Annotated in this window: 10 protein-coding genes; 7 read left to right on the top strand and 3 right to left on the bottom strand. The window is 60.7% G+C overall.

Annotation, left to right across the window (positions count from 1 at the left end):
* Positions 1 to 52: 52 nt before the first annotated feature.
* Positions 53 to 424 carry a hydroxyisourate hydrolase gene (uraH, locus tag KUV39_RS06030; RefSeq protein WP_046210703.1) on the top strand — a complete coding sequence of 124 codons (372 nt, stop codon included), beginning with the start codon at positions 53 to 55 and terminating at the stop codon, positions 422 to 424.
* Between the two features lie 18 nt (positions 425 to 442).
* Here the strand turns inward: uraH and KUV39_RS06025 are convergent, their stop codons facing one another.
* The gene (locus KUV39_RS06025) at positions 443 to 1,369 is read right to left on the bottom strand and encodes a LysR family transcriptional regulator (RefSeq protein ID WP_222459242.1); all 927 of its coding nucleotides are present in this window, start codon (positions 1,367 to 1,369) and stop codon (positions 443 to 445) included.
* A gap of 181 nt (positions 1,370 to 1,550) precedes the next feature.
* On the opposite strand from KUV39_RS06025, the gene KUV39_RS06020 reads away from it, so the two are divergent.
* The 3 genes from KUV39_RS06020 to KUV39_RS06010 all read left to right on the top strand — a co-directional run bounded on the left by KUV39_RS06020 (position 1,551) and on the right by KUV39_RS06010 (position 8,473).
* A complete protein-coding gene (locus KUV39_RS06020) occupies positions 1,551 to 2,783 on the top strand; it encodes a urate hydroxylase PuuD (RefSeq protein ID WP_222459241.1) in 1,233 nt (410 codons plus the stop codon).
* 150 nt (positions 2,784 to 2,933) lie between these two features.
* Complete coding sequence (locus tag KUV39_RS06015; RefSeq protein WP_222459240.1) at positions 2,934 to 4,817, top strand: autotransporter assembly complex protein TamA; 1,884 nt, start codon at positions 2,934 to 2,936, stop codon at positions 4,815 to 4,817.
* Positions 4,818 to 4,849: 32 nt separating this feature from the next.
* Positions 4,850 to 8,473: a translocation/assembly module TamB domain-containing protein gene (locus KUV39_RS06010; RefSeq protein WP_419555530.1), complete on the top strand. Its 3,624-nt coding sequence runs from the start codon at positions 4,850 to 4,852 to the stop codon at positions 8,471 to 8,473.
* Between the two features lie 80 nt (positions 8,474 to 8,553).
* Here KUV39_RS06010 and KUV39_RS06005 read toward each other — a convergent pair whose 3' ends face one another.
* Positions 8,554 to 9,507, bottom strand: coding sequence for a glucokinase (locus KUV39_RS06005; RefSeq protein WP_222459238.1), 954 nt, complete (start codon positions 9,505 to 9,507; stop codon positions 8,554 to 8,556).
* 185 nt (positions 9,508 to 9,692) lie between these two features.
* Here KUV39_RS06005 and KUV39_RS06000 point away from each other — a divergent pair, with 185 nt between their 5' ends.
* Both KUV39_RS06000 and KUV39_RS05995 read left to right on the top strand, forming a co-directional pair.
* Positions 9,693 to 10,796, top strand: a complete 1,104-nt coding sequence (locus KUV39_RS06000; RefSeq protein ID WP_222459237.1) for a glycosyltransferase family 2 protein — start codon at positions 9,693 to 9,695, stop codon at positions 10,794 to 10,796.
* Positions 10,793 to 11,773: a glycosyltransferase family 2 protein gene (locus KUV39_RS05995; RefSeq protein WP_222459236.1), complete on the top strand. Its 981-nt coding sequence runs from the start codon at positions 10,793 to 10,795 to the stop codon at positions 11,771 to 11,773. Before KUV39_RS06000 ends, KUV39_RS05995 begins: the two co-directional genes overlap by 4 nt.
* 5 nt (positions 11,774 to 11,778) lie before the next feature.
* Here the strand turns inward: KUV39_RS05995 and KUV39_RS05990 are convergent, their stop codons facing one another.
* Complete coding sequence (locus tag KUV39_RS05990; protein WP_222459235.1) at positions 11,779 to 12,531, bottom strand: WecB/TagA/CpsF family glycosyltransferase; 753 nt, start codon at positions 12,529 to 12,531, stop codon at positions 11,779 to 11,781.
* A gap of 231 nt (positions 12,532 to 12,762) precedes the next feature.
* On the opposite strand from KUV39_RS05990, the gene KUV39_RS05985 reads away from it, so the two are divergent.
* Positions 12,763 to 14,226, top strand: coding sequence for a hypothetical protein (locus KUV39_RS05985; protein ID WP_222459234.1), 1,464 nt, complete (start codon positions 12,763 to 12,765; stop codon positions 14,224 to 14,226).
* The last annotated feature ends 213 nt before the right edge of the window (positions 14,227 to 14,439 follow it).

Genomic DNA, 14,439 nt, shown 5'->3' with positions numbered 1-14,439 from the left:
GCGCCTCGGCGCATCAGGCAGATGCAAAGGGCCCAGCAGGAGGACACTGACGATGAGCACCCAATCAGACGCCGGCTATCTGACCACCCATGTTCTGGATACCGCACGGGGTTGCCCTGCTGCGGGTCTGCAGATCCGCCTGTACCGTCTCGATGAACGCGGTCGGACCGAACTGGCGCGCATGCTGACCAATGCCGATGGCCGCACCGACAGCCCCATCTTGCCGAAGAAGGATTTTGTGACCGGAACCTATGAGCTGGTATTCGAAGCCGGAGAATACCTGCGCGCCAGCGGTCAGGCATCGGGGGAACTTTTGTTCCTTGATGAAGTCCCGATCCGCTTTGGCATCACCGACGGCAGTGCCCACTATCATGTGCCGTTGCTGCTGTCGCCCTTTGGCTATTCAACCTATCGCGGCAGCTGATCCACGGGTTGGGCGAGATCAGTCTGCCCCCGCAGCACCAGACTGGCGCAACACCTCGCTGAGTTGTGCAATCATGTATTCCATGAACAGCCGGGTTTTCGGATCCTGGTGGCGGCGATGGGTGTAAAGGCAGGCCAGTTGAACCGGCACAGGTGGGGTTTGGGCGGCGACGGGAACCAGCCGCCCAGAGGTCAGATGATCGGCAACCTCGAACTCCGGCTTGAGGATGATCCCCTCACCCGCCAGCGCCCAATCGGTCAGCACATCGCCATCATCGCATTCGTACCGCCCGCTGACGGCAAAGCGTCGTGGGCCATCCGCTGTCTGCAAAAGCCATTGAAATTCACTTGCTCCCGGATAGCGAAGATTCAGGCAATCATGCCCATCCCGCAACAAGGCACTGCCGTCCTTGGGCATTCCGCGACGCGCAATGTAGTCAGGTGCTGCACACAGCACACGCGGACAATCCGCGATCTTGCGGATGCGCAGGTTGCTGTCCTCCGGCTGGCCAAGGAAAAAGGCCAGATCCAATCCTTCGCTGGTCAGGTCGACGGCTCGGTCTGACAGGCGCAGGCGCAGGTTGATTTCGGGATATCTGGCCAGGAACTCTGGCACTTGCGGAGCCAAAAGGCGACGCCCCAACCCGAGAGGCGCAGCCACAAACAACGTCCCGCGCGGGGTTTCGGTCAGATGCATGACCTTTGCCTCGGCCTCATCCACCGCATCCAGCACCGCAACGGCCCCATCGTAAAAGGCACGCCCCTGTTCGGTTGCAGTCAGGTTGCGCGTGGTGCGCTGGAACAGGCGCACGCCAAGATATTCCTCAAGCTGGGAAATTCTGGCCGAGGTCACCGCCGGCGATACCCGCAGATCCCGTCCAGCCGCAGACATGGACCCCAGTTCGTAGACGCGAACAAATGTGCGGATGTTATCGAGATAAGACATGACGCGACCTGCGATTGTTCCAGTTTTTTTGATACAGTTTGGCAGTATATGGGAATACCGAAGAAACACGGGTTTGCCTAGGGTGACGGAACTGCCCTGCCCTCATTCCGCCTAGCCAAAGGCGAGACTGCGCGGGCAGGCCTCATAGCGCAATGCCAAGGATACGAAGGACAAAGACGCAATGTTTGAGCTGTTGATGATGTGGGATTGGCTGGGATTTGCCATCCGCTGGCTGCATGTGATCACCGCGATCGCTTGGATCGGCTCGTCTTTCTATTTCATCGCGCTGGATCTTGGACTGCGCAAGGCACCAGATCTTCCGCCCGGAGCCCACGGCGAGGAATGGCAGGTACACGGTGGTGGGTTCTATCACATCCGCAAATACCTCGTCGCTCCGGCAGAGATGCCGGATCATCTGACCTGGTTCAAATGGGAAAGCTATTCGACCTGGCTGTCCGGCTTTGCCCTGCTGATGGTCGTCTATTGGGTCGGCGGCGAGTTGTATCTGATCGACCAATCCAAAGCGGATCTGGCGCTTTGGCAGGGGATCCTCATTTCGGCGGCAACGCTGTCGATTGGATGGCTGGTCTATGACCGTCTATGCAAATCCGGCCTGGCCGAACGCCCGACGCTGTTGATGGTGCTGTTGTTCGTGATGCTGGTTGCGATGGGCTGGGGGCTGAACCAGGTCTTTACCGGGCGGGCCATGATGCTGCACCTTGGTGCCTTTACCGCGACCATCATGACCGCGAATGTGTTTTTCATCATTATGCCGAACCAGCGCATCGTGGTGAAAGACCTGCAGGAAGGCCGCACCCCCGATGCCAAATACGGCAAGATCGCCAAACTGCGCTCCACCCACAACAACTACCTGACACTTCCCGTCGTGTTCCTGATGCTGTCCAACCATTACCCGCTGGCCTTTTCGAGCGAATACAACTGGGTGATCGCGGCACTTGTGTTTCTGATGGGGGTTACGATCCGGCACTATTTCAACACCCGTCATGCCCGCGCGGGCAATCCGACCTGGACGTGGCTGGCAACTGCACTTCTGTTTCTGGGGGTGATCATCCTGTCCTCCCTTGGGCTGGAACATGAAGGCGACGAAGCATTCGAAGAGGCCACATTGAGCGGCACCGCTCTGGTCATGGCCAACGCCGAGGGTTTCGAGGACGTCCATGAAATCGTCCTTGGCCGCTGCAGCATGTGCCATGCCCGCGAGCCATTCTGGGACGGTATCCGCACCGCCCCAAAAGGCGTTTTGCTGGAAACCGAAGCCGATGTCGCGAGCAGGGCGCATGAAATCTATCTGCAGGCGGGTGTGACCCATGCCATGCCGCCGGCCAATATTACCTATATGGAACCCGAAGACCGCGCCGCTATTCGGGCCTGGTTTCGCGCCGCTCAGATGTAGGCACGGACCCGCAAACACCTGCAGTCTCAAGTTATTGTCGTTTTACCGAACCCGGGCCCTATGTTAGCTGTGTTCCTGCCCGGTCGCAGCTGACACAGCGTCACCGCTTCGGCAGGGAAAGGCCATTTCTGCACCCTGCCCGGAGCACCCATGTCACTTTATCGAGTTCAGCGGCGCCGCACCCTTCAATCGCCGAAACATCTCTGGTCCGGTGGGGCCATCGCTCCCCGTCAGGGCTGGGTTCGTACTTTGTGCTCGCTCGCTGTTGCAGCGCTGCTCCTTTGTGGCGGCGTGGGCAAGGCGCTTGCGGTTGAGGCCCGGCTGGATGCACCGGGCTCGGACGGGGATCTGCGCGACCGGCTGCGCGCCGCCTCTGCCACCCTGTCTGCAAGCGCACGCGGCGAAACCGGGGTTCAGCCGCTTCTCGCAGCGGCTCTCTCTGATTACCGGACCCTGGTGCAGGTTCTGTACGATCAGGGTTATTTCTCTCCCGTCGTGCAGATCCGCATGGATGGTCGCGAGGCAGCCTCCATCCAGCTGCTGAACCCGCCAAGGTCCATTGATCAAATTGCCATAACCGTGCGCCCTGGTCGCCAGTTCACTTTTGGGCGGGCAGAGATCGCGCCACTGCCCTCACCGCAGGAAGTGGACATCCCGGAAGCGTTCGCGACAGGCCGCACCGCAACCACCGCCGTGCTGCGCGATGCCGCCAACGCCGGCGTGGAGAACTGGCGTTATGCCGGCCATCCGCAGGCAGATGTCGGTGGGCAATCGATTACGGCAAATCACGTCGAAGCGCGGCTGAACGCCAGCCTGCGCCTTGCCCCCGGCCCCCGCCTGCGCTTTGGCCAGCTGAAACTCGCCTCGGCCTCTGCGGTGCGCCCCGATGCGATCCAACGCATCGCAGGCTTTCCAACCGGCGAAGTGTTCCACCCTGATCTTTTGTCGCAATCTGCCACCCGGTTGCGCCGCACCGGTAGTTTCGCATCCGTCACCATCCGCCCAGAAGAACGCGCCAATCCAGATGGCACGCTGGACTATGTCGCAACGATTGAAGACCTGCCCCCACGCAGGCTGACCTTTGGTGCCGAAATCAGCTCGTCTGATGGGTTGGAAGTCAGCGGCACCTGGACCCACCGCAATCTCTTTGGCGGGGCCGAGCGGCTACGGTTTGAAACGCGTCTTTCCGGCATTGGCAGCGCCAATGATTTGGACGGACGAATTGCGGTTCGGCTGGACCGCCCCGCGGCATTCGGGCCCGACGACAGCCAGTTCTATCTGCTTGAGGCCGAAAAGCTGGACGAAGAGCATTACACCGCCACCCAGGGCTATGGTGCCTTTGGTGTGCGTCGCGTCTATTCCGATAAGCTGTTTGGCGAAGCAGCGTTCGGTTTTGCCAGCACGCTTGCAGAAGACGTGTATGGCAAACGGCGGTTCAAGTTCCTTCTGGGCCGGTTGCGGGTGGAATATGACGGCCGTGACAGCAGCCTGAGCGCCACAAGCGGCTATTACCTGGATGCACGCGTCCTGCCCTTTATTGGCGTGGACGGAACAAAGTCTGGCGTCCAGCTGCGTTTTGATGGGCGTGCCTATCGGTCTCTTGGCGGTTCTGACAGGATTGTGCTGGCCGGCCGGATGCAGCTTGGTTCCGTCATTGGCCCCAGCGTGTCCGAGGTCTCGCCGACACTTCTGTTTTATTCTGGTGGTGCGGGATCGGTGCGCGGACAGGAATTCCAGTCGCTCGGCGTTCCTGCTGCTGGCGGTATTTCCGGCGGCCGCGGATATCTCGCGCTGTCCGGTGAGATCCGCGCAAGGGTTGCAGAGAAGATCACGCTTGTCGGGTTTTACGACGTGGGGTTTGTCGACAGCGAGAGTTTCGTGTCGTCAGATTCCGCCAGACACGCAGGGGCCGGGGTTGGCTTGCGTTACGACGTGACCGGCATTGGCGCAATCCGACTGGATCTGGCCTATCCGGTCAACGGTGACACGGAAGATGGGCTGCAATTCTACATTGGCATAGGACAGGCATTTTGACACGCATTCCCGCATATCTGCGCCCGGCCTCCATGCTCGCCCCCGTGTTGCTGAGCACAAGCCTGATCGCTTCAGCCCCCGTGGCCATAGCCCAGGAGAGCGAGAGCTCTGGCGGGCTCCTTGTCGATTTTCTTGAAGATACGCTGTCGGGGGAAAGCCGGGCAATCCGCGTCACGGGTCTTGAGGGCGCGCTTTCTTCCCGTGCGACATTGGACAAGCTGACAGTGGCAGACGCCGATGGCGTTTGGCTCACCATCGAAGGGGCAGAGCTGGATTGGAACCGCCTGGCGTTGCTGCGCGGGAATTTCTCCGTCAACGCGCTCAAGGCTGATCGCATCCACATAGAACGTGCGCCCACAACGCCGCTGGAAGACCCGGATCTGCCTGCACCCGAAGCCACTCCTTTTCAGCTCCCCGAAGTGCCGGTTGCCATCAAGATCGGCGAGCTTTCGGTGGCAGAGCTGACGCTTGGAGAACAGCTCGCCGGGGTGGCCGCGGTTCTGGATGTGGACGGCACGCTGACGCTTGCCGATGGTGCACTGGACAGCCAGCTGACCATTACCCGATTGGACCGCGCAAGCGATACGCTCAATCTCAGCGCAGGGTTTGCCAATGCCACGGGCAACATCACGCTGGACATGACCCTGCACGAAGATGATGGCGGCCTGGTATCTAGCACGCTGAACTTGCCGGGGGGGCCGGATATTGATCTGGTCCTGACCGGCAAGGGCCCCGTGTCCGATTTCAATGCGGATCTTGTGCTCAAGACAGATGGCAGCGAACGTCTGGCAGGTCAGGTTGTGCTGGCCGCAGCAGGAGAGCCCCCCTCGGAGGGAGAAATCGACGCCCGCCCGATCGAGTTCTCTGCGGATCTGACCGGCGACATCACAGAACTGGTTGAACCTGTCTACCAGCCTTTCTTTGGCCCCGACATGCAGGCACGGTTGCGCGGCCAGACCAAAGCTGCGGGTGGCCTTGTTATCGACAACCTGCTGCTCAGCACCCAGGCCCTGAATGTCAGTGGCGGCGTTGAAATGGCGGCTGGCGGTATGCTGCAACAGGCGGACATTCGCGCCGATATTACGCCGCCCAACGATCAGATTGCTGTCGTTCTTCCGGTATCTGGCGGATCGACCACCGTTTCTGCCCTGTCACTGCACGCCCGCAAACCCGAAGGTCGGGAGTGGGTGATTGCGGCGCAGGCCGACCGCTTCAGCACGCCGGACGTTTCGCTTGCTTCGGCAGAACTGCAAATGACAGGCACATTGGATCAAAGCCCGGCCTTTGCATTGGACGGGCAGATCACCGCCTCGCTGAACGGTCTTGCTCTCACCGACCCGGCGTTGGCGCGTGCTATTGGCGACAGCCTGCACTTTGAGGGGCGGGTCACAACTGATGGCCCTGGGGCAGTCCGCATCACCAACATGGATTTGTCCGGAACAGACTATCAGGCCAGTGGCGATCTGACTCTTGAAGGATTGGAAAGCGGCCTTCGGGTTGCCGCCGATTTGCGGGCGGGATTGCAGGATATTTCCCGCCTCTCCGATCTGAGCGGTCAATCCCTGTCAGGGCGCGTCACGGCAACCGTTTCCGGCTCTGCCACCCCTCTTTCCGGTGCTTTTGACGTCGACCTTTCCGTGCTGGGGCAGGATCTGTCTTCCGGTCTCGCTCCGGTCGATGACCTGATCGGTGGCACCAGCACAATCGCCTTGCAGGCGGGTCGCGACGAAAACGGACTGCGGATCGACCATTTCGATCTGGCGGCCAAAGCCCTGGCTGCCAACGCCAAGGGAACCCTTGGCAGCACCAGCGGGCAACTGACCTTGGGCGCCACACTGAAGGAGCTGGAGCAGATCCTTCCGCAGGCGCCCGGCGCGCTGGAGTTTTCAGCGGATATCACGCGTGATCACGACGTCTTTTCCGGGGTCGCACAACTCCGCGGTCCACGGTCGTCGCTGGCAACACTATCGGGTGATGTAAACCTCAATGGTGATAGCGATCTGACAGTTGATGCGGCAATCAACGCATTGGAACGCTTTATCCCGACGCTTGCTGGCTCTCTTGAGGTCAAGGGCACCGGCGCGCGCAGGGCTGGCGTCTGGACCTTTGACGGCAACGCCGATGGCCCCGCGGGGTTGTCAGCGCAGCTTGAGGGCCGGGTGAGCGAGGACAAGGGCGACGCTGACATTTCGTTTGACGCCCTGGTCGCGCAGGTTCAGCGGTTTGTGCCCGAGTTGGCAGGCCAACTGACGGCAACCGGCACCGCCGAGAGACGCGCAGGGGTCTGGACCATCGACAGTCGCGCCGAAGGCCCGGCCGGCGTGACCAGCACTGTGCGCGGCACCTGGGACGAAGTCGCCGGAACCGCAGATATCGATGCAAACGGTCAGCTGCGGCTGGAAGGGATCAATCCGTTTATCGCGCCAAACCTGTTGCGCGGGGCGGCGCAGTTCGACCTGGCGCTGAACGGCCCCCCGGGCCTTGGCGCGCTCAGTGGTCAAATCAGAACCAGCGATGCCTCACTTGCTATTCCTGCTGCAGCCCAACGGATAGACGGCATCAACAGCACTGTCTCGATCGCAAACTCGCGCGCAAGCATCACCCTGAGTGCACGCCCCCGTGACGGCGGCCAGCTGCAAATTTCCGGCCCCATTGGCCTGACGGCCCCGTTTGATGCCGGTCTGAATATCTCCCTGTCTGACGTGGTGCTGAGCGACAAGCTGTCCTACGACACACGGCTGTCCGGTGCTCTCTCCGTGCAAGGCGGGCTAATCGGCACCAATAGGCTGTCTGGTCGCATCAATGTGGGGGAAACCAACATCAACCTCGCTACCGCCGGCGGCTCAGTCACCGCAGCCCCCATTCCCGAGATCCGCCATGTTTCTGAACCCAAGGCCGTCCGCACCACCCGCGCGCGTGCAGGCCTGCTGAACAGCGGCAACAGCGCAAGCGGTGGCAGTGGTCGGACGCTGCTAGATGTGATGATCAGCGCTCCAAACCGGATATTTGCGCGTGGCAGGGGCGTACGCGCCGAACTGGGGGGCCAGATCCATCTGCGCGGCAGCACCGCCAACCTCGCACCCGCAGGCCAGATCAGCCTTATTCGGGGCACCTTTGACATTCTGGGCCGTCGGCTCGCGCTGGACGAGGGGCAAATCACCCTGCAAGGAGATCTGCGCCCATATCTGTTGCTGCGCTCCTCTGCCACCACCTCGGAAGGCACCGCGACGCTTGAAATCTCGGGTCTGATCGACAGCCCGCAAATCAAGGTGACCTCTGACCCTGAACGGCCAAGCGAGGAAGCACTGGCGCTCTTGCTGTTTGGCGACAACATTCAAGATCTGTCGCCACTCGCGCTTGCCCGTTTGGCAGGCTCTGTCGCCCGCCTCAGCGGTCAAAGCAGCGGAGTCGAAGGCGCGCTGAGGGACGAAACTGGCGCCAGCAACGTAGAAGTCGGGCTCGACAACCTCGGATCCGGCCTGCTGGATATCGGCGGCTACATCTCTGACAACGTCTACACCGACTTCAACGTCAACACCCGCGGCGAAAGCGAGCTGAGCATCAACCTTGATGTCAGCAAGAGCGTCACCGTCACCGGCAAGGTTGATGGCGAGGGTGAAACCGGGTTTGGCCTGTTCTTCAAGCGCGACTACTAAAGACGGGGGCATTCCCGCAGGTCACAGAAAATCCCGGTGGATGCCACCGGGATAATTCACCCCAAGCTGAAGCGGACAGATCACTCTGCGGATTTGGCGGTCTCGATTGCAAAACGGGCCGCACCACTGACCCCGGCGGCATCATCTGTGATCACCCAAAGTGGTGTGGTTTCGCAGCGCGCCTGAACACCTGTTGCCGGCTGCAGGAACTGCTCCAGAAACACGTCGCGCGCAGAGGTGCCCAGAATGCCGCGCGCAACGCTTCCTGCAAAGAAAATCCCCATGCCGGGCATGTAGGTCGGCACCAGTTCCCGCGCGAACTGCCCCAGCAGCTTTGCCCAGGTGATGACGGTTTGTGCCTCTGGGCCGTTTTCGTCTTCGAGGAAACGTGCCACGATCTGCGCGCCGCCTTCGGGTGCGGTGCCGTGCATTGCCTGATGATAGCGCACCAGCCCCCGACCAGAGAACAGATCTTCGTTGGTCGCGAACCCAGCGGCCCGGTCATCGCCCAGGATGTTCCTCAGCAGGTCAGCCACGGGCGCTGCGAGGCTCGCATGGCCCATCTCAGCCTCAGCCGTGTTGCCATTCGCAGTAAGGGCAACGTTGAAGCCAGTTCCAATCCCCGCAACCAACGCCTGATTGCCCCGCTGGTGACCTGCCCGCAGCGACGACAACTGGCCCGGAATAAGCGCAGGCACTGAATGGCCGAGCGCGGCAAGATCATTGATCACATCAACGCGCCCGCCCTCCCCCAGGTTCAGCTGTTTTGCCAGGTCATCTGCCGTGCCGTGCCAGTCGCGGTTCGTCAAACGGTATTCATTGCCGTAAACAGGGCCGGCAACTGCAATGCAGGCGCCAGCCAGGGGCGGCAGATCGGGCTGTGCGCAATAAGCGGCAAGCACGTCATCAAGGCTCGCGAAACTGTCGTTGGCAAAGCTCTGCAGGGCGGTCACACCAATTTCAGGCCCGGCAAGGGCCAGCCGGGTATTGCTGCCACCCACATCGCCAACCAGCACTGTCACGTCCGAGCTCATATGCTCTGCCTTTCGAATGTACGAATTTTGCGAGACAGTGCAGTATTCGGCGGTTAAATGCAATTGGACGCAGGGCAAAAGTTTTAGCGCTAACATAAAAAATGTAGCGTGAGACTGCGGGCCAACTGCTAAACCAAAGAAAGCAACAGATCGACGTACCGCGACCGACAACAGGAGAGACAGATTTGAGCGGCAACAAGGACATCGCAGGCCACCCCGATTCCGACGCCATGCAAGTGCCCGGCCTGGCGGCGCGGGCGGTTGATCGGCTCGGGGGTATTCTGCAGCGCCATGTCCGGGCCCGGATTGACCAGCTCAGGTTTGACCGCTCGCTGCGCCACCTCTCCGGCCCCGTTGACCCGCAAGGAATGGCAGACGATGTCACCGTGGTCGCCCTCGTACGGGATGGAGCCTATTATCTGGATATCTTTCTTGACCACTACCGCAGCCTTGGCGTGCGCCACTTTGTGTTCTGCGACACGGGATCAACAGATCAAACCCTGTCACGGCTTGCCGCAGAACCGGATGCAAGCGTCCTGCAATCCACCCTTCCTTGGGGGCGGTTCGAGAACCTATTTCGCGGGTATGCCGCGACCCGGTTCAGTCGCGGACGGTGGTGCCTTTTTGCCGACATGGATGAAATCCTCGACTTCGACGGCCGCTCCGAGCGCGGACTGCGTGGGCTGACGGGGTACCTGGAGCGGTACGGCTACACTGCGATGATGGCGCAGATGCTGGAGATGTTCCCCCGATGCGCGCTGCGCGACACTGCAGACCTGAGCTACGCCGAGGCACAGGATGAGTTCTGCCACTACGATCTCACGGCAGTGCGCAGTTTGGCCTATCGTGATCGTGCAACTGGGCTTTCAGATCTCTTGCACCTCAACACAGTGCCGGATACCACCGCCCCCCGGTTTCAGTTTGGCGGCATCCGCGCCAGCGCCTTTGGTGAAAACTGCTGCCTGAGCAAGCACCCGCTGGTGAAGGTCGTGCCGGGCGTCGCGCCTGCGGTGCATCCACATCTGTCGACGGGTGTCAAAGTGGCAGACGCCATGGCCGTGCTGAAGCATTACAAATTTGCAAATGACCCGATCGGCCGCGATCAGGCGAGCCTTGCGAGCAAGTCCATTGGCCACGGAGAAGACGCATTGCGCCTGGCCGGTTTTGATGCCCGACCAGACCTGTCTTTGTGGTCAGACCACGCCGAGGTCTACGACGGACCCGCTGCTCTGCGGGCTGCGGGCTTTTTGCAGGTGTCCGCGCGTTTCGTGGAGGAGATGTCGAATTGACCACCGATCCCGACCTGCCGGGCAAGGTTGCCCCCCATATCGATGCGGTCGTCATTGGCCGAAATGAGGGCACGCGACTGATTGCCTGCCTGACCAGTTTGCGAGGTCAGGTGCGGCGCCTGATCTATGTTGATAGCGGCTCTACCGATGGTTCAGTTGAAGCCGCCCGCGATCTCGGGGCCGAAGTGGTCAGTCTGGATATGTCGCAGAAGTTCACCGCCGCCCGCGCCCGGAACGCGGGCCTGGCCCATCTCGATGGCGACAGTACATATGTGCAATTGGTGGATGGTGACTGCGAGGTTGTGCCGGGCTGGATCGACGCTGCGGTCACCACGTTGGAGAGCGACCCAAAACTCGCCGTGGTCTGCGGCCGTCGGCGCGAACGCCATCCAGAGGCTTCGGTCTACAACCGGCTTTGTGATCATGAATGGGACACGCCTGTGGGTCCAGCCAAGGCCTGCGGGGGGGATGCAATGATGCGTCTTTCAGCCCTGCGCGAAGTCGGCGGTTACCGGAATGATCTGATTGCCGGGGAAGAGCCGGAACTCTGCCTGCGTCTGTCGCGCGCCGGATGGGGGATTTGGCGTCATGAAGCGGAAATGACGTTGCATGATGCGCAGATGATGCGGTTTGGCCAATGGTGGCAGCGCAGTCGGCGTGCCGGATTTGCCTTTGCCGAAGGGGCCGCTCTGCATGGCAACGCGCCTGAGCGGCACTGGGTGCGCGAAACCCGCCGCGCGTTGATCTGGGGCGCTGGATTGCCTCTTGCCGCGCTGGCCCTGTCCGTGGCCTGCACCGCTTGGGCGGCAGTGCTGTTGCTGGCGTACCCTGCGCAGATCATCCGGCTTTCCCGCCAGATGGGACTGCAGCGGGCGTGGTTTTCTGTCATCGGTAAATTTGCCGAAGCCCAAGGCGCACTGGAATATCACTGGCTGCGGATGCGCGGCCGATCCCGTGGTCTATTGGAATATAAATAGCGCGTCTAAGGATGGCGCAGTCTCAACGCGTGCAGTAGCTGACCGGGCAGGATCGCAAGGCATTTCAGGTATCTCGGGCCTAGCCGACGCGGGCTCCAGAGCCAACGCCACGCCCATTCCAGCGCAAGATCCCGCACCAGTTTTGGTGCGCGTTTCTGGTGGCCGCCCAGAAAATCCAACCCGGCCCCGACAGAGGCAAATCCCACCTCGGGCGAAAGGGCACGACCGCGCGCGGCCATCGCCTCTTGCTTCGGGGCTCCCAGCGCCAGAAAACAAAGACCGATCTTCCGACGGGCGAGCTCTTGCAGGATGTCGGTAGCTTCATCGCTGGCAGGATCAAACACACCCGAGGGCGCATGACACCAATTGACCTCCAGCCCCGGCACTTCGGCTTTCAGCGCCTCGGCAGCGTCGCGAAGGGCAACATCTGTGCTGCCCACGAATGCGACCGGCACCCCCGCCCGAGCGGCCCACTGGCACAATGGTACCACCATGTCAGACCCCGGCATGAGCGACACGGGCCGCTGCGCGAGCCGTGACAGCCAGACGATTGGCCGACCATCTGCCACCACGAAATCCTGCGCGGCATAGGCTTTCAGAAAAGAGTCAGAGGCCTTCATCTTGACCAGATGATCGAGATTCACAGTGGCAAGAGCAAACCCGCGGCGCGTCTGGAAATGGCCCATGACCGCCTGCTCCAACCGGGTGCGGTCGGCGATATTGACGTCGATCCGAACGTCTTTGAAATCAAAATACACGACCTTGCCCCATTTTCTGCCCCAGAGCCTGCATCCGACATGTCCTCGATCACACGGACACCACATCCGAGCAAGAGTTTACCTCTATAGACGAATGCGCGCGACAGATGCGGGAACTATGGTTAAACTTAACGATTGAAACGGCCAGATTGCGCCAGAACTGAGCCCATACCGAGACCATTCGGCCCAGCGCCTGTTAGGTCGGACAAGACGAGGCCACAAAGACGAGCAATGCCCAATGCGCTGGCATATCTGATGCTGATCGCCTGGCCGGCGGTTGCTTTTGGCTTGTTTCAACGGCTGTCGCTTCAGCACGCCATTTTGTGGACAATCATCGGTGGCTATCTGTTCCTGCCCCCGATCGCCGTATTCGACCTGCCGTTGATTCCGGACATGGACAAGGATTCCATTCCGTCTGTCGTGGCCTTTGTCATCTGCGTCTACCTATTGGGCAAAAAGGTCGAAATCTGGCCCCGCCAGCCCATCATGCGTGCGCTCGTCGCCCTGTTTCTCGGCTCTGTCATCGCGACAGTATTGACCAATGGGGATCCGATCATTTTCCGGGTTCTTGAGGATGCGGCGCCTATCGTCTTCCCGACCTACGCTCTGCCCGAACTCCGCTGGCGGGATCTGGGGTCAGTGATGATCAACCAGTTGATTTTCCTGCTGCCTTTCTTTCTTGGCCGCCGCTATCTATCAAGCGAGGCCCAACAGAAAACGCTTGTGATGACGCTGATGGTGGCTGGGTTGGTGTATTCCATCCCTTCACTGTTCGAAGTCCGTTTCAGCCCGCAGCTGAACACCTGGATCTACGGTTTTTTCCAGCATGACTTCAGCCAGACCATCCGCCAGGGTGGTTTCCGACCCATCGTGTTCCTGCCTCACAGTCTGTGGCTGGCACTGTTCGTCCTGATGACCCTTTTGTCGGCCACCGCTCTGGCCCGGGCGGCCGATGGGCCGGACAAACGTCGCTTTGCCTTGGCTGCTGTCTACCTTTTCGGTGTTTTGATCCTGTGCAAGAGCATTGCATCCCTGGTTTACGGCCTGATTTTCACACCCTTTGTCGCGATGGCCTCTTATCGTTGGCAGATGCGGCTCGCGCTGGCACTGGGTATCATCGCGATCGTCTACCCGATGTTGCGCAACTTTGGTGTGGTGCCCGTTGATGCCATTCTCGCCAAGGCTCAGGCCTTCAGCCCCGAACGGGCGCAATCGCTCGGTTTTCGTTTCACCAACGAAGGCCTGATGCTTGATCGTGCAGCAGAAAAGCCGTGGTTTGGATGGGGCGGCTGGGGCCGCAATCTGGTACGGCACAGCGAAACCGGCGAAATCGTCTCAATTCCTGACGGGCGTTGGATCCTGGTCTTTGGCACCTACGGCTGGGTGGGCTACATCGCGGAAATGGGGCTCTTGGCTGGCCCACTTGTGCTGCTCTGGAGCGAGATCCGCAAACGCGCGCCTGCCGATGTGTCCCCATATGCGGCGCCGCTGGCCCTGATGCTGGCAGCGACCCTGGTGGATATGCTCTTGAACGCCACGCTGACACCGGTGACCTGGCTGTGTGCGGGATCTGTGCTCGGCTACGCAGAACGATTGCGATACCCCGGCCTGTTCGAGCCAAAGCGTGCGTTGTTCGAGGGCCAGCAGGCAATGGCCCAACAAGGGGTGACAAACAAGCCCCGCAGCGTGATCTGACTGCTCGACTGCGGCGCCTTAAACTCTTCGTTTTTTTGGCGCAATTGGACACATTTCGTCCCTAACGTTACCGTATAATTTAGGCACGGTGCGCTATGCGCTCGGGGTGGATGTCGGCAAGGGGGCTGACGTGCGTACGCTCTGTTCACATGTTGGGGACCAATTTGTGCCACCATTGCTGGATCTCTGCAGAGGTCTGGCCTGTGTTGTTGA

The organism is Phaeobacter italicus, from assembly GCF_019801785.1.
GTDB classification, from domain to species: Bacteria; Pseudomonadota; Alphaproteobacteria; order Rhodobacterales; family Rhodobacteraceae; genus Phaeobacter; species Phaeobacter italicus.
Note: the sequence above shows the minus strand (reverse complement) of the source record. Positions and strands in the feature narration are given on the sequence as shown.

Coding starts and splice junctions, on each gene's coding strand:
- KUV39_RS06020 (WP_222459241.1), top strand. CDS start 1,551: ATGTTTGAGCTGTTGATGATGTGGGATTGGCTGGGATTTGCCATCCGC.
- KUV39_RS06005 (WP_222459238.1), bottom strand. CDS start 9,507: ATGAGCTCGGACGTGACAGTGCTGGTTGGCGATGTGGGTGGCAGCAAT.
- KUV39_RS06015 (WP_222459240.1), top strand. CDS start 2,934: ATGTCACTTTATCGAGTTCAGCGGCGCCGCACCCTTCAATCGCCGAAA.
- uraH (WP_046210703.1), top strand. CDS start 53: ATGAGCACCCAATCAGACGCCGGCTATCTGACCACCCATGTTCTGGAT.
- KUV39_RS05985 (WP_222459234.1), top strand. CDS start 12,763: ATGCCCAATGCGCTGGCATATCTGATGCTGATCGCCTGGCCGGCGGTT.
- KUV39_RS06010 (WP_419555530.1), top strand. CDS start 4,850: ATGCTCGCCCCCGTGTTGCTGAGCACAAGCCTGATCGCTTCAGCCCCC.
- KUV39_RS06025 (WP_222459242.1), bottom strand. CDS start 1,369: ATGTCTTATCTCGATAACATCCGCACATTTGTTCGCGTCTACGAACTG.